The following is a 14885-nucleotide window of genomic DNA, read 5'->3' on the forward strand; positions in this document are numbered from 1 at the left end:
GAACAGTGTGCACGGATCGCCGCACCAAAGCAAGAGCAGTGCTCTCGATTTGGTGCGGTGATCTCTGGTCGTCCCCGTCCCTGTCCTTGCCCGCCAGGTGCCGGGCCAGGGCCGGGGCCCGGCGCACCCCGCCGCGCCGGGCGGCCGCCCCGAGCAGCGGGCCGAAGCGCCGGCAGCGCAGGTCGGCGGCGGCGTCCAGGTGTGCGCGCAGGTACGCCTCGCGCAGCCCTTCCCGGGCCCGGAAGGCCAGGGAGGCGACGGCGCTGGGGGTGATCCCGAGCACCGCCGCCACCTGGTGCGGGGCGGCACCCTCGACCAGGGTGTGCCAGAGCACCACCTGCCAGCGCTCGGGGAGCATCCGGAAGGACCGGGCGGCCAGCCGGAGGTCTTCGGAGGCCAGGAAGCGGCCCTGCGGGTCCTCCTCGCCCGGGCCGGCGGCGAGCGGCCGGCCCTCGAAGTCCGGCAGCGGCAGCGTGCGCCGGTCGCAGGCGCTCCACTGGATCGCGGTGTTCCGGACGACGGCCAGCAGGTAGGCGCGCCAGGAGCCGTCCGGCCCGGCGCCGCCCCGCACCGCCTGGAAGGTGCGGGTGAAGGCCTCGGAGACCAGGTCCTCGGCGTCCTGCGGGGTACGGCAGCAGGTGCGCGCGTACGCCAGCAGCGCCGCGCGGTGGCGGCGGTAGAGCAGGTCGCCCACGGCCGGGTTGACCACCCCGGCCCGGTAGGCGGCCCGCAGCCGGCGGGTGAGCTCCCGGTCTGCGGGGCCTTGGGTGTCGCGGGTTGCGATCGGGTGGGACATCACACTCCAGGGAGGCGGCGGCGCCGGCCCGAAGTCGGCTTCGGACCGGCACCGTTCCCGGGGCGGACGGGCATGGGGAGGGCGTCCGCCCCGGGGGCTCGGGGGGTGGCGGGCCGGTGCGGCGGCCGGACCCGGTGGCGGGTGGGGGCGTTCGGGCCCCGGGGGGTCACCGGCAGGCGCGACCGCCGTTGATGCAGCGCACCATGGAGGCCATCAGCCGGTCGGACATGACGTTGATGAAGTCCCCGTGGTCGGTGACGGGCTTGTGGAGCTGTTCGGGGAAGCTGTCCACGGCGAACCGCGAGCCCGGCGGGACCCGGTAGACGATCCGCTGCACCAGCTTCGGGACCGCCCGGAAGCCGTTGGGGCAGCGCCCGGCCCGGTCCGGGAAGGCCACGTGGGTGCGGTGGTTGGCGCTGTCGGTGTTGCGGCCGTCCCAGCAGCTCTGGAAGGTGAAGGAGCGCACCACGTCGCTGCCGCGCGGACAGATCGGGTACTTGTCCTTGAGCTGGCGGTTCTCGAACCCGGTGCAGCTCCAGGAGGCGTTGGCGTTGGCCGGGCCGTTGGTGAAGGCCTTGGCGTCCCCGGTGATGATGCGCAGGAAGCGGGGCATGCCGGTCACCCGGGAGGCCGGGCTGCCCTGGAACTGGAGGGTGACCTGGCGCGGTCGCTGGATGCTTCCGACGTTGCCGTCCTGGCCGCCGCCGGGGGCGTTCGCGTCCTGTTCGGCGCGGCCGTCGCGCAGCCGCAGCACCGGCCAGTAGTAGGTCGACTGGTCTCCGTTGGTGCAGGTGGTGCCGGCCGCGGCGAGGGTGTCGTTGCCCGAGAAGGCGTCGGTGGCCAGGTTGCCGACGTAGTCGTGCATGTGGTGGGCGCCGTTGCTGACGCCCGGGGCGACGATGACGTTGTCGGGGTTGAAGTGGCCGTTCTCGTTGCGTCCGCAGAAGACGGCGAAGGATCCCGTGGAGGCGCCCCGGCCCGGGGCCGGGCGGCGGACGTTCGGCCGGACCGCCGTGATGGCGACGAAGTCGCTGCGGGCGGGGCCGCCGCGGCTGGTGCCGGAGCCGCGGCCGGCCGGGGACCCGGGGTCCGCCGCGCCGGTACCGCTCCGACCGCCGTCCTGGCTGCCGTCCTGGCTGCCGCTCGTGTTGTCCACGACCGCGGTGCCGGCGCCCGGGGCGTCCCCCGCGGGGGCCTGCTGCATCGTGCAGCGGCTCAGGTCGCGCAGGTCGTCGGGGGTCGTGGTGAACCGGCCGATCGCCTCGCTCACCCGGCCGATGGACCGGCTGCGCTGCTGCTCCAGCTGCCCCAGGAGCGTGCCGGAGGAGGCCCGTCCGTCGGCCAGGGCGGCGTAGGCGTCGGCGAGTTGGCTGTCCATGCCGGCGAGGTTGCGGTCCACCTCCGCGCGGGCCTGTTCGGGCACCACGGTCAGCCGGTCCCCCACGTCGGGGCAGTCGATGGTGGCGGTCACCGGGGCGGCGGCGCCGCGGTCCTGGCCGGTGATCCCGGCGGAGGCCTGCTGGGCGATGACGGTGGCCCCGCCGGCCCCCACCGCCAGGACGGCCACCAGGGCCAGGGCCTTGCGGGTCAACAGCGGGCGCTTGTGGCCCTGTTGTCGGCTCATGCGATCACTTCACTTCGTCTGGGGGACGGTTGAGGGGGCGGACGGCGCCGCCGGGGACCCGCTGCCGGTGGGCGGCGTGGCGTCGGCGAGCGCGTCGAAGTCGACCAGCCCGCTGTCCTCGAGGACGGTCATGTGGTCCAGCACCGTGGCGTTGGCGTCGGTGGCCAGGGCCCGGACCATCGAGTTGCGGGTCTGTGCCCGGACCAGGGCGACCAGGGCGAAGACCTTGCCGTGGGCCTGGCGCAGCAGTTGGATGAAGCGCCGTTCGTAGAGGTCGCCCTGGGCGCGGTCGAGCTCGGTGAGCCAGCCCTGCTGCTGTTCGCTGGGCTGGTTGGGCAGGTCCAGGCCGAGCGCCTGGCCCACCTCGATCACCCTGCGGTCCAGTTCGGTGTGGCCCTCGACCAGGTGCTCGCCGGCGATCCGGACGCTCTCCCGGCTCGCCCGCTGCTGCGCCTGGCGGCCGGCCGGCAGCTCCCAGAGGCCGGCCAGCCGCACCTTGCGGACGAAGTCCCGGTCCTGCGCGGTCAGGGGCCCGTAGGGGGTGCTCAGCGTACCGGCGCCGTCGTCCCCCGGCAGGGCGCCGGCGGCCGGCACCGGGGACCGGGCCCCGAAGGCGTTCACGGGGACCAGCAGGGCGAGCAGGGTGAGCGCCAGGGCTCCGATGACGACCCCGCCGGCCAGGGCGTGCCGGGTGGCGTCCGGCAGACTGCTGATGGACCGTCGCCGCAGTGGCAGCACAGTGCCCTCCTCGCTCAAGTCCCGGGCGAGGTGCGGGGGTTGTGCGACCACCGCCGTTCGGTGGGGCGCCCGCGGTCCCGGGTGCGATGGGACGCTAGTGCCCTGTGTGGTGGTCGCGCGGCAACTGCATCACCATCGGATAAACGTCCGGGCAACCCCCCGTGCGGCTGCTATAGTCCGGCGCCGCTACCGCACCGGCCGCCCCTCGGGCACGGCCACGGCGACCGGCCCGGCCGGCCGGTCGACGGCCGGCACCGCGGGCGCACCGGCCGGCTGGACGACCGGCCGGTCCGGCCCGTCGGCGGCCGGCACCGCGGGCGCACCGGCCGGCTGGGCCACCGGCTGGCCCGTCGCGGTCAGGGCCGAGCGCGGGCAGGTGGTCAGCGCCGCCAGTCCGCCGAGCACCGAGATCAGGCCGCCCGCGTACAGGGCCCACCGCACGCCCCACGCGCCGGCCGTCCATCCGGTGAGCAGCGCGCCGAGCGGGGTGGTGCCCTGGAAGATCACCGTGTAGAGGGCCATCACCCGGCCCCGGTACTCGGGGTCCGAGCCGAGCTGGACGCGGTGGTTGGAGGCCTGGGTGAAGTACATCATCGCGAAACCGGTCCCGGCCAGCAGGACGCAGGCCGCGGGCAGCCCCGGCGCCAGTCCGGTCAGGAACTCGAACACCCCGAAGCCCAGCGCCGATCCGGTGACGACCAGGGCCGTGGGCCGCCCGCGCCGGGCGGTGGTCACCAGCGCCGCGACCAGCGAGCCCACCGCCAGCGAACTGCTCAGCAGGCCGAAGGAGGCGGAGTCGGTGTGGAACTCCGCCTTGGCCAGCAGCGGCAGCGTGAGCTGGAAGTTGAAGCCGACCAGGCCCAGGACGCCGGTCAGGATGATGGGGCGCATCAGGTCGGGCCGGCTGACGGTGTAGCGCAGCCCGTCCGCGACCTTGGCGGCCCGGGGACGCACCGCGGCCCGGTACAACTCCCCCGGCCGCATGGCCGCGACGCTCAGCACGGTCGCCAGGTAGCTGACCGCGTTGATCGTGATCACGGTCGCGACGTCGAGGTGGGCGATGAGCACACCGGCCACCGCCGGACCCACCACCCGGGCCGCGTTGAAGTACGCGGCGCTCATCGCCGAGGCGTTCGGCAGCAGTTCGGCGCCGACCATCTCGCTGACGAAGGAGATCCGGGTCGGGGCCTCGATGGACTTGACGGCGCCGTCGGCGAGGGCGAACAGCCAGATGTGCCAGAGCTGGACCTCCCCGGTCCTGACCCAGAGGGCGAGCCCCAGGGCGAGGGAGCCCAGGGCCAGGTTGGCCACGATCAGGATGGTGCGCTTGTCGTAGCGGTCGGCCAGCCGGCCGCCGTACAGGGTGAGCAGCAGGACCGGGGCGAACTGCATCGCCGTCACGGTGCCCAGGGCGGTGGCCGAGTTGCCCGAGAGGTCCAGCACCAGCCAGTCCTGTGCGATGACCATCATCCAGGTGCAGGTCACGGACAGCAGCTGACCGAAGGCGAACAGCCTGAAGTTACGGACCGACAGGGAACGAAAGGTTCGTTTCAGGGTCTTCACGGTTCGGTCGCTTCCCTTCGCCGGCTTCCAGGCGCCCTGGATCGGCGCACCGGGGATACTCTCGCCCCGCTCGCTCGATTCTCCGTAGTGGCGCAGGGGTGCGGCCCGGGGCCGTCCGGCCGGCCGGGGCCGACGGGATCCGGCACGAGCAGGCGCGTTCCGGCCAATGAATTGACCGGGACCTGACAATTGAACATCCCTGTGGGACCTTCCCTGACGCACCCGGAGCCGCGCCGACTCCGCCGGTCGGCCCGGTTCCAGGGCTCCGCACACCCCCACAAGGACGTGCCAACCAAGGAGCGACATGGGACCGATCAAGAAACTGTCGTGCGTCACCGCCCTGCTCGTCGCGGCCGCCACCGGTACCGCCACCGCCGCCGCGCCGGGACCCACCGCCGACCAGCGGGTGGACGGGGTCATCGTGGTCGCGGGCAACACCTGCACCTGGACCGGCGCGAAGACCAGCGCCAACCCGCCGGCCGCCCTCACCATCGACCGGAGCACCATCAACAAGCCCGGTGGCAACCTGAGTTGCAACGGGAGCATCACCGCGAGCCTGAACAACAACCCCGCGGTGACCTTCGACGACACCGCCGGCACCGCCAAGGCCGACGCCATCGACATCACCGGGCAGCAGAGCTTCATCTCCTGCCGCTACAAGGCGACGAACATCCTGTGGAACCGCGACGGCACCACCCGCAGGTACGTCAACCGGGCCTTCACCGCCACCAAGACCTCGGGCAGCTTCCTGTGCCCGGGGTCGGTCACCACCAACGCCGGTGACGCCTCGCTGCAGTTCCACTGAGCACCCGGGCCGCCGCGCGCACCGCGGCGCGGCGGCCCGGTCAGCTCCGGTTCTCGGTGCGCCGGACGAACTTGAGGCCGGACCAGTCCTCGCCCAGCGCCGCCACTTTGACGTCCACCAGGCCCAGCGGCAGGAACACGGTCCGCAGGTCGTCCTCCCGGATGTCGCTCTCGTGCCCGGCCGCCCGGCGCGGCCAGGCGATCCAGAGCATCGCCGGATCCGCCAACTGCTCCGCCAGCGCCGGGGCCCCGGCGGCCAGCCGGGTCAGCGAGCGGTGGAAGGAGACCGTCACGTCCGCGCCACGCGGCCCCCCGTGGACCACGGTGCACCCCTCGGGCAGATCCGGTACGGACCAGTCCCCCGGGGCGTGGTGCAGATGCAGCGCGTCACCGGGCCGCACCCCGATCTTGCGCGCCAGCCCGGGCCCGCCCCCGGTCCCGGCGCCCTCCGGCGTCATGCGCGTCTCCCGGGCGGTGCCGGGCGGGTCACGGCGGTGCAGGTCACGTGTTCTCCTGTGGTGGACGGGCAAGATCGGCAGCGTCCAGGGGACCATGCCGCGGCCCGGATCCGGCGCCGCACACGGCGGGCGGCCGCGGCGTCGCCCGCTCGGCGTGCCCCGGCTCACCCGTCGGCCCCCGTGCGCCTGCCCAGCCGTCCCGCCGGCGGCCCCGGGGCGGGTACCCGGGGCGCTTGACGGTCCACCGACACCACTGGTGAGATCGGGTACCGCCCGGCGCCCGAAAGGCAGACCCATGACCAGCAGCGACCCGTCCGCCGTCCCGGGCGGCGGCCCTTTCCTGCGGTACGCCGCGCTGGGCGACAGCCAGACCGAGGGGCTGGGGGATCCCGACGGCAGCGGCGGCCTGCGCGGCTGGGCCGACCGGCTCGCCGAACAGCTCGCCCGCCAGGAGCCGCGGGTGCGGTACGCGAACCTGGCCGTGCGGGGGCGGCTCGCGGGGCAGGTGCGCGCCGAGCAGCTGGCGCCGGCCCTGGCCCTGGAGCCGGATCTGGCCACCGTCGTCGCCGGGGTCAACGACCTGCTGCGGCCCTCCTTCGACCCGGACGCGGTCGTCGGCCACCTCGAGGCGATGTTCGAGGCGCTGACCGGCGCCGGCGCCGTGGTCGCCACCGTCACCTTCCCCGACGTCGCCCGCATCACGCCGCTGGCCAGGCCGCTGGCACCCCGGGTCACCGCCCTCAACGACCGGATCCGGCGGGCCGCCGGCCGGCACGGCGTGATCGTGGCCGAGACCGCGGGGCCGGCCGTGGTGACCGACCCCCGGCTGTGGAGCACCGACCGGCTGCACGCCGGCCCGCTGGGGCACCAGCGGATCGCGGAGGCGGTCGCCCAGGCCCTGGCGCTGCCCGGCAGCGGGGACGGCTGGACCCGGCCGCTGCCGCCGCCCGCGGTACCGCCGGCGGTGGGCTGGCGGGCGGTGCCCCGGGAGCTGCGCTGGGCCGGGGAGTTCCTGGGCCCCTGGCTGGGGCGGCGGCTGCGCGGCCGCTCCTCGGGGGACGCGCGTACGGCCAAGCGCCCGGGGTTGCTGCCGGTGGTGGTCCCGGCCGGGGGCGGCGCCTGAGGCACCGCCCCCGCGGGCCCGGCTACCGGCCGTCCGGCACCCGTGGCCCGCTCATCCCGCGAAGGCCGTGGTGACCACCAGCGGCGGCGCGGCGCGTTCGGCGGCCCAGACGTGCGCCGCCGCCAGGGCCGGGTCGGCCAGCGGCAGCGCCTCGGCCACGGTCGGCCGGTGCTGCCGCGGACCGCGGAAGCCGGCCCGCTCCAGCAGCCCCGGCAGCACCGCGGGCGGCCAGGCGTGGTTGGGCACCTCCTGCCAGCTGCCGTCGGTGCGCAGCAGCCGTACCGTCAGCGGCTCCCCCGGCGCGAGCGCCGCCCCGCCGCCGGTCACCCGCAGGGACACGTAGTCGAGTCCGGTGCAGGCCGGGTCGGTGGTGAGCAGCACCACCGGACCGCCCGGCCGCAGCAGCCGGCGGATCTCGGCGAACACCTCCAGCACCACCTCCTCGGCGGGCAGCGAGGGGAGCACGTGGTTGCACATCACCGCGTCCGCGCAGCCGTCCGGCAGCGCGTCCACCCGCCCGTCGGCCACCAGGTGGTACTCGGCCACTTCGGGGGCCGTCCGGCGCGCCAGGGTCAGCATCTCGGGCGAGGTGTCCACCCCGATCACCCGGGCGCCCAGGGCGCGGGCGGCCTGTCCGGCCACCCGCCCGGGCCCGCAGCCGTAGTCCACGAGCACCCCGCCCGTGCCGAGGTGACCGGCCAACTCCCTTAGCACGAAGGGGTATCCGAGCATCCGGTCGGTGGCCGCCACCACCGCGTCAAAGGCCTCCGCGCCATCAGGTCCCGACCAGGGAAGACTGTTCACAACGCCCCACTATCGGGGCGCGGCGCCACCCCTCCCCGACGCGACACGGGGCCCCGGCCGGGCTTTCTTGACGAAGGTCGCGGGCGGCTGATCAGATCGGCCTACTGTCGGTCCCGGCCCGCAACGGCCGGAACAAAGGGGGATTCATGCGAGTCAAGGCCTTCGACCACCTTGTGCTGAACGTGCAGGACGTGGAGAAGTCTCTGGCCTTCTACACCGGTCCGCTCGGCCTGGAGCCGGTGCGGGTCGAGGAGTGGCGCGAGGGGAAGGTGCCCTTCCCCTCCGTGCGCGTCAACGAGTCGACCATCATCGACCTGTTCCTGCGGCCCCGCGGCGAGTCCAACGTGGACCACATGTGCCTGACGGTGGACCCGCTGGACTGGCAGGAGGTGCTGGACTCCGGCCGCTTCGAGACCGTGCTGGAGGGCCCGGTGCCGCGCTTCGGCGCCCGCGGCTCGGCCCAGTCGGTGTACGTCCAGGACCCGGACGGCAACACCGTCGAGCTGCGCTGGTACCCGCAGGACGCGCAGTAGCGTGCCCGTTCCCCCGCACGGCCCCCAGTCGGTCGACCGCGCCCTCGACATCCTCGAAGCCGTGGCCGGCCAGCCGGGGCCGGTCAGCGCCAAGGCCCTGGCCCGCCGGCTGGACTGCTCGCTTTCCACGGCGTACCACCTGCTCGGGCCGCTGACCGCGCGCGGCTACCTGGCGCGCACCGCGCGGGGGTACGTCCCCGGCCCCCGGATCCCCGGTCTGCACCGGGAGTTCCGGCGGCACTGGGGACCGCAGCCGGGGCTGGGCGACGCCCTGTCCCGGCTGCGCCGGGCCACCGGGGGCGAGGCGTACCACACCGCGTACCGGGGCGGTCTGATCACCGTCGTGGACACCACGGCGCCGGTCACCGACACCGCCAACCCCTTCGCCCCCGGCCGCGAGACCCGGGCGCACGCCACCGCGCACGGCAAGGCGCTGCTGGCCGCGCTACCGCGGCCGGCCCGCCGCCGATACCTCGCCGAGCACGGCATGGCCCGGTTCACCCCGGCCACCATCACCAGCGCCGAGCGGTTCGAGGCGGAGCTGGACCGGGTGCGCGGACAGGGGTTCGCGGTCTCCGTCGGCGAGGCCGACCCGGCCTACACCTGCCTGGCCCTGGTGCTGCCGGCACCCGCCGCGGACCACGGACCGGCCGGCGCGGTGCACGCGCTCTCGGTCTCGCTGCCCACCGCCGAGTACCGGCGCCGCCCGGCGCTCTTCCGGGACGCGCTCGCCGCGGCGGCGGCCGGCAGCGCCTGACCGCGCCCGGTTTTCCGGCCCTGCCGGAAAACCCGCGGGGCGGGCGTGCCGGGGCGCCGCGGGGCTGCCATCCTCGATCCCATGATTTTCATCGTCGTACGATTCGACGTCCGCCCGGAGCACAGCGACAACTGGCTCACGATCGTGGACGACTTCACCCAGGCGACCCGCAACGAGCCCGGCAACCTCTTCTACGACTGGTCCCGCGACGTCGCGGACCCGAACCGGTACGTCCTGGTCGAGGGCTTCGCGGACGCCGCGGCCGGCGCCGCGCACGTGAACTCCGACCACTTCAAGGCCGGCATGGAGACCCTGGCCGGCGCCATCGCCACCCGTCCGCAGATCATCCACGCCGAGCTGCCCGCCGACGGCTGGAGCGAGATGGCGGAGCTGACCCCGCGCCCCTGAACCCCGCTCGCGTCCAGGGCGCGGTCCGCACCTTCAGCTGCCTCGAGGCCTGACCGGTACCGCTACCAGCCGACCACCAGGTCCGCGGTGGCCCGGCCCGGGGCGATCAGGCGGGCGTTGGCCTCGTCGGAGCGTTCCACCCAGGCCCGGGCCGCCGCCGGGTCCCTGCCGTGCCGGACGTGCCGGGCGATCAGGGCCCGTACCCGGGGCCCGTCGTCCGGCGCCAGGTACCAGGCCTGGTCCAGCAGGGGCCGGACCGCGGCCCAGTCGCCCCGCGGGTGGAGCAGGTAGTTCCCCTCGGTGATCACCAGCGGGACCTCCGGGGCGACCGGGACGCTGCCGGCCACCGGCTCCTCCAGCGCCCGGTCGAAGGCGGGCGCGTACACGACCGCCGCGGTGTCCTCGCGCAGCCGGCGCAGCAGCGCCGCGTACCCGGCGGCGTCGAAGGTGTCCGGGGCGCCCTTGCGGTCGGCCCGGCCGAGCCGGGCCAGTTCGGCGTTGGCGAGGTGGAAGCCGTCCATCGGGACCACCACCGCCAGCCCCGGCCCGAGCCGGCCGGCCAACTCCCCGGCGAGCGTGGACTTCCCCGCCCCCGGCGGCCCGGCGATCCCCAGGATCCGCCGCCCGCCCGCCGCCGCCAGCCCCCGCGCCCGCTCTTCCAGATCCGCCATGTCCATCCCCGTATCCTGCCCCCACGACGGCCGGGGCCCCCACCGCGGGCTGCGGTGGGGGCCCCGGGTCCGTACGGGCCGCGCGTCAGGGGTTGACGATCGGCAGGACCGGGCTCTGGTAGCCGGCGGCGGACCAGCGCTGGGCCGGGGTGCCGTTGCAGTCCCACAGTTGCGGGCGGGTGCCGATGCCCGCATCGGCCTGGGCGATGTCCAGGCAGCGCCCGGAGGCCGGGTTGAGGATGCTGCCGTCGGCGCGGGGCAGCCACTGCTGGTTGCCACCGCCGTTGCAGTACCACATCCCCACGCCCGAGCCGTTGGCCGTGGCCGCGCCGCCCACGTCCAGGCAGCGGCCGCCCGCGGTGATCGTGCCGTCGGGGTTGATGGTGAACTGCTGCGCGGCCGTGCGGTTGCACGGGAACAGCTGGACGCCGGCGGCCGCGTCACCGTTGGGGAGGTCCAGGCAGCGGTCCGCGGCGGCGTACTGGATCTCACCGGTGACCTGGGGGGCCACCGAGCCCGCGAAGACCGCGGCGTTGCTCACCTTGCCCTCGAGCTGCCCGACGCCGGGGCCGCTGGTGGCGCCCTGGTACTTGTACCGGCCGATGACCACGCCGCCCGAGACCGCGGGGGTGTCGGAGGCCTTGTGGTAGCCGGTGCTGGCCAGGCGGCCGTCGACGTACAGGTTCATCTGCCCGGTGGGCGCGTCGTAGCTGGCGGTCAGCTGCGTCCAGGTGTCCTTGCGGAAGACGTTCGCCGGGCCCGAGGTCCAGGTCAGGTCGTAGGGCCAGGTGTCGTCGTCAGCGCGGGCGATGCCGAACCGCCACCCGGCGTCCTCGCCGTACAGGCTCCAGGAGCTGGCCCGGTTGTTGTCCTGGCTGATGACCACGCTGCCGCTGCGGTGGACGTTGGCCCAGACGCTGACGGTGAAGCTGTCGTGCGGGTCGGCGGCCGGGGCCGGGGTGGTGATGGCGCCGTTGCCCGCGAAGGAGGCGACGGTGGTGCCCGGGCGGCCGTCGACGGTGTCCGTCACCCATGCGACGCCGCTCTCGGTGCCCTTCTGGGTGGCCGGGTTGGCGTCGGCGGTGCCGGCCAGCGGCCAGTGCGCGGCCGCGGCCCGGGTGGTGCCGTTGAAGCGCGCGCCGCCGAAGCCGGTGACGGCGCCGTTCTCGGCGACCGACGGGAAGACCAGGATCTGGCCGTTGTCGGTCACGCCCCACAGGTCGGGGACGTCGTCCCCGGTGAGGTCGCCGTCCGAGCCCACCTGCCGGGAGGTGGTGAAGCCCCAGCCGATCCTGGTGGCCGGGCTCGCGGTGGCGCCGGTGATCCGGGGCGGGGTGCCGTCCGTCGGGGCGGTCGCGGTGAGCCGGTACTGGAAGACGTCACCGAAGGAGCGGCCGTTGGCGTCGGTCCTCGCGCGGATCCACAGCGCCGGGGCGGTGGCCGCGGCGGCGTTCAGGTCGAGCGTGTTGCCGGGCACCATCAGGTCGACGTTGTCCCAGCCGCCCTGCGCGACCAGGTTCGGCGCGGCCAGGGTGCCGTTGGTGTTGGCCGGGTAGTACCAGAGGTTGTCCGCCTCGACGGCGAGGAAGCCGGTCGCGCCGGTGACGTCGCGGTCCGGGGTGCGGGTGTCGAGGGCCGAGCCGATCGGGGTGATCTGGCTGGTCCACTGCCAGGCCGAGCCGGTGCCGGGGTGGAAGCCGGGGCAGGCCGCGGCGCCGCCGGTGCAGTTGGTGCGGGCCAGGGTCGCCTTGGTGGCGAGCGAGAAGCGGCCGGGCGCGGAGAGCTGGTTGGCGTAGTAGTGCAGGGCCTTGCCGCCGCTGCCGTTGGCCCCGTCCCGGTGCACGAAGAGGTCGTCGGTGTTCAGACCCGGGTCGAGGGCGCCCCGGTGGCTCACCCGGTAGTCCTTCCAGGTCTTGCCCTCGTCGGGGACCTGGCCGGCGAGCGCGGCGGTGCCGGTGGCCGGGACGCTGGGGTTGCCCGCCTCGGTGGCCCGGCCGTGGGTGACCAGGTTGCCGGCCTCGTCCGGGACGAGGAGGTCCGGACGTGCGTCGCCGGTGGTGTCGCCGAAGGCGACCGGGCCCGGGGCCCACGGCACGTAGAAGGAGTAGGCGGCGGTCTGCGAGCTGAGCCCCGCCTCGTCGAAGGCCTTCGCGTAGAGGGTGTTGGTGCCCCAGTGGGTGGGGGTCACCGTGATCTCGTTCTTGCTGAGCGCTCCGCCGCACTGCTGGTCGTAGGTGGCGAACTGCGGGTCGAAGCTCCAGCGGACGCAGGCCAGCCCGGAGGCGAGCTTGCCCGAGGGGTTCGGGTCGTAGGCGGCGATCGGGATGCTGCCCGTCATGCCCAGCCGCAGGTCGGTGGTCTGGCCGTTGCCCGAGGGCGGGAACTGGGTCGCCGGGTCGGTGAAGTTGCCGAAGCCGAAGACCGGCGGGGTCAGGTCGACCGCGAAGTGGCAGACGTCGCCGCCCGGTCCGCGCAGCAGGCCGTCGTCACCCTGGGTCTGCCAGCCGTAGTAGTGGCCGTCCTCCAGGGTTCCGTAGCCGACCTGGTAACTGGCCTCCTGGCCGTTGCCGACGAAGCCGGACCAGTCGTTGACGCGCACCGCGCCGCCGTTGGCGTTGTCCCACAGGGTGAGGTATTCGGTGAGCTGCCCCTGGTTGGGGCTGGACACCTTGGAGGTGAAGGTGGCCCGGCTGTCCGTGACCCAGCCGTACGAGCCCAGGGGTGCGTCCCAACAGGCGTCGCCCCCGCCGCCGTTGACCCGTCGCGGGGTGGGCGTGAGGTGCGTGTTCTCCGGCCGGTTCGGCGGGAAGTCGTACTCCGAGGTCAAGGTGGCGTCGTAGGAGAACCGCTTGAAGCCCATCTTGTCGCCGGTGCCCTCGGCACCGACCAGGGCGAAGGCCAGCGGGGTGTTGGTGTCGCCGAGGGCGTTGCGCAGGGGCGCGGTGATGTTGAAGTCGATCGGGATGTCGGAGTAGCACTGGGACAGGGTGCCGTTGCCGGGCACCCACTTGCCGTCCACCCACTCGCGGGTGCGGTGGTTGCCCCAGTTGAGGCCGCTGTCGAAGGCGTCGGCACGGTAGAGGTTCACCGGGTACGTCTGCGTGCAGGAGTGGTCGGAGGAGATGTACTGGCTGACGCGCAGGTTGGCCGAGTTGACGTGGGCGCCGGCGTACCCCCAGAGGTTGAACTCGAAGAGGGTGCGCTCGATGCCCTTCTTGGTCTCCCAGCCCTGGTAGCCCATGCCGGGGCGGTCCGTGTCGTTCTTGCCGGTGCGGTCGAAGTTGCCGTTGTTGTAGGCCTGCTGGACCCAGGCGTGGTGGCTCTTGCCGCGGCCGTCGTTGGACCAGTTGGGGTCGATGTAGACCGGGTAGACGGTGCTCTCGGCGTCCAGGAGGGCGGAGCTCGGGGTGAGCGTGACCGCGCCCGAGCGGCGGGGGCCGGTGGTGCGGGCCAGGGCGGTGCTGGTGCGCACGCCGAGGGCGGCGGTGGCCGCGCCGGGGGCCGGGCCCTCGGCGGTACTCCGCCAGGCCGGGCCGGTGGCCGACTTGGCGCCCTTGACGGCTGCCGCGAGGGCCGCGGCGGAGCGCTCGCCGGTGTAGGGACGGCTGCCCGCGGGTGCGGCGGCCGACCACATGCGCGGGGCGGGTGCGGTGAAGACGGTCTCCTTGCCGCTGCGGGCGCGCAGCACGCCCGCCTTGTCGGCGGTGAGCACGACGCCCTTGGCGTCGGTCGGGAAGGAGAGCCTGCGCACCAGCGGATTGGCGGCGGCCGCGCGCGAGTTGAGGACGACGATGGTGGTGAAGCCGCCGGTCTCGGTGGCAGTGACCTTGAGGTCGGTGTCCTTGGCCACGTTCTTGAAGAGCACGCCGGCGCCCGAGACCACCGGCTTGGGCAGGGCTCCGGGGAAGGGGGAGCCCACCGACAGCTGCTTGCCGTCCCGGGTGGTCATGGTGGCCAGCGGGCCCTTGCCGCCGCCGGAGAGCACCAGGCCGTCCAGGGCCGCGGCGGGGGCGTACGTCCCGTCGGCCCGCCGGGTCAGCCGGGCGTCGGGCGTGCGCCAGGCGCCGGCCTTGCGGACCCGCTGGAGGTCCGTGTGCTGCTCGGTGCGGAGCCGGCCGGCCGGGGTGACGGAGGTGGTGCTGAACTCGTCGGTGAGCTCGGGCACCGGCACGTTCTTCCTGGTGCGCCCGGCCTGCGCCGCGGCCGCGGCGACGAGGGCCCGGGGGCGCCCGGCCGCGTTCCCGGCGGCCGTCGGGCCGCCGTTCTTCTCCTGCGCTGCGTCCCGGGCGGCCTTGACGTTCTTGGCGTCGCCCGCCCTGGCGGAGGCGGCGACGTCAAGGGGCTTGGTTCCGGCCGGAGTTGCCGCTCCCGCGGTGCCGGGCGTCAGCGAGAGGCCGAGCGCCAGGGTGAGGAGGGTGGCGACGGAGCCGGCTCGGTGCCGGACCCGGTGCTCGGAGCGGCCTGCCCGGAGCACCGGGGTTCTGTTTCCGGACATCGGTCCGGATGGTCGTACGGACAACTAACACCCCCGATTTCGGACGCCAGTTGGCGCCCTGGCGAGTCTCTACGCGGGTACGGTTTCAGCCACGGTCACGGCGGGTCAATC

13 protein-coding genes are annotated in these 14885 nt (G+C 74.5%); 5 read left to right on the forward strand and 8 right to left on the reverse strand.

The window, feature by feature from the left end:
* From AB0O40_RS22440 to AB0O40_RS22455, 4 genes are all read right to left on the reverse strand, one after another.
* Nucleotides 1–796, reverse strand: a 796-nt coding sequence (locus AB0O40_RS22440; RefSeq protein WP_365044414.1) for a sigma-70 family RNA polymerase sigma factor, incomplete at its 3' end; no start/stop codon positions are given.
* Between the two features lie 166 nt (nucleotides 797–962).
* Nucleotides 963–2420: a DUF1996 domain-containing protein gene (locus AB0O40_RS22445; protein ID WP_365044417.1), complete on the reverse strand. Its 1458-nt coding sequence runs from the start codon at nucleotides 2418–2420 to the stop codon at nucleotides 963–965.
* 9 nt (nucleotides 2421–2429) lie between these two features.
* Nucleotides 2430–3158, reverse strand: a complete 729-nt coding sequence (locus tag AB0O40_RS22450; RefSeq protein WP_365044420.1) for a DUF4142 domain-containing protein — start codon at nucleotides 3156–3158, stop codon at nucleotides 2430–2432.
* Between the two features lie 186 nt (nucleotides 3159–3344).
* The gene (locus tag AB0O40_RS22455) at nucleotides 3345–4721 is read right to left on the reverse strand and encodes an MFS transporter (RefSeq protein ID WP_365044422.1); all 1377 of its coding nucleotides are present in this window, start codon (nucleotides 4719–4721) and stop codon (nucleotides 3345–3347) included.
* Nucleotides 4722–5025: 304 nt separating this feature from the next.
* On the opposite strand from AB0O40_RS22455, the gene AB0O40_RS22460 reads away from it, so the two are divergent.
* A complete protein-coding gene (locus AB0O40_RS22460; RefSeq protein ID WP_365044424.1) occupies nucleotides 5026–5526 on the forward strand; it encodes a hypothetical protein in 501 nt (166 codons plus the stop codon).
* A gap of 40 nt (nucleotides 5527–5566) precedes the next feature.
* Here the strand turns inward: AB0O40_RS22460 and AB0O40_RS22465 are convergent, their stop codons facing one another.
* A complete protein-coding gene (locus tag AB0O40_RS22465; RefSeq protein WP_365044427.1) occupies nucleotides 5567–5983 on the reverse strand; it encodes a DUF3052 domain-containing protein in 417 nt (138 codons plus the stop codon).
* Between the two features lie 295 nt (nucleotides 5984–6278).
* Between AB0O40_RS22465 and AB0O40_RS22470 the strand changes: the two genes are divergently transcribed.
* Nucleotides 6279–7106 (forward strand): SGNH/GDSL hydrolase family protein, encoded by an 828-nt coding sequence (locus tag AB0O40_RS22470; RefSeq protein ID WP_365044430.1) that lies wholly within the window; start codon nucleotides 6279–6281, stop codon nucleotides 7104–7106.
* Nucleotides 7107–7157: 51 nt separating this feature from the next.
* On the opposite strand, the gene AB0O40_RS22475 is transcribed toward AB0O40_RS22470, so the two are convergent.
* Nucleotides 7158–7910: a class I SAM-dependent methyltransferase gene (locus AB0O40_RS22475; RefSeq protein ID WP_365044433.1), complete on the reverse strand. Its 753-nt coding sequence runs from the start codon at nucleotides 7908–7910 to the stop codon at nucleotides 7158–7160.
* A 146-nt stretch (nucleotides 7911–8056) separates the two neighbouring features.
* Here AB0O40_RS22475 and AB0O40_RS22480 point away from each other — a divergent pair, with 146 nt between their 5' ends.
* The 3 genes from AB0O40_RS22480 (at nucleotide 8057) to AB0O40_RS22490 (ending at nucleotide 9608) form a co-directional block, all read left to right on the forward strand.
* A complete protein-coding gene (locus tag AB0O40_RS22480) occupies nucleotides 8057–8443 on the forward strand; it encodes a VOC family protein (RefSeq protein ID WP_365044436.1) in 387 nt (128 codons plus the stop codon).
* A gap of 1 nt (nucleotide 8444) precedes the next feature.
* On the forward strand, nucleotides 8445–9200 hold the full coding sequence (locus AB0O40_RS22485; RefSeq protein ID WP_365044439.1) for an IclR family transcriptional regulator C-terminal domain-containing protein: 756 nt from the start codon (nucleotides 8445–8447) through the stop codon (nucleotides 9198–9200).
* Nucleotides 9201–9281: 81 nt separating this feature from the next.
* Nucleotides 9282–9608, forward strand: a complete 327-nt coding sequence (locus tag AB0O40_RS22490) for a putative quinol monooxygenase (protein ID WP_365044442.1) — start codon at nucleotides 9282–9284, stop codon at nucleotides 9606–9608.
* A gap of 62 nt (nucleotides 9609–9670) precedes the next feature.
* Here AB0O40_RS22490 and AB0O40_RS22495 read toward each other — a convergent pair whose 3' ends face one another.
* Both AB0O40_RS22495 and AB0O40_RS22500 read right to left on the reverse strand, forming a co-directional pair.
* Entirely contained in the window at nucleotides 9671–10285 is a 615-nt protein-coding gene (locus tag AB0O40_RS22495; protein WP_365044445.1) for a nucleoside/nucleotide kinase family protein, read from the reverse strand.
* 79 nt (nucleotides 10286–10364) lie between these two features.
* Nucleotides 10365–14774: a ricin-type beta-trefoil lectin domain protein gene (locus AB0O40_RS22500; protein ID WP_365044448.1), complete on the reverse strand. Its 4410-nt coding sequence runs from the start codon at nucleotides 14772–14774 to the stop codon at nucleotides 10365–10367.
* Nucleotides 14775–14885 lie beyond the last annotated feature (111 nt).

The sequence above is a fragment of the Streptomyces sp. NPDC089919 genome (genome assembly GCF_040684615.1).
In the GTDB taxonomy this organism is placed as follows: domain Bacteria; phylum Actinomycetota; class Actinomycetes; order Streptomycetales; family Streptomycetaceae; genus Streptomyces.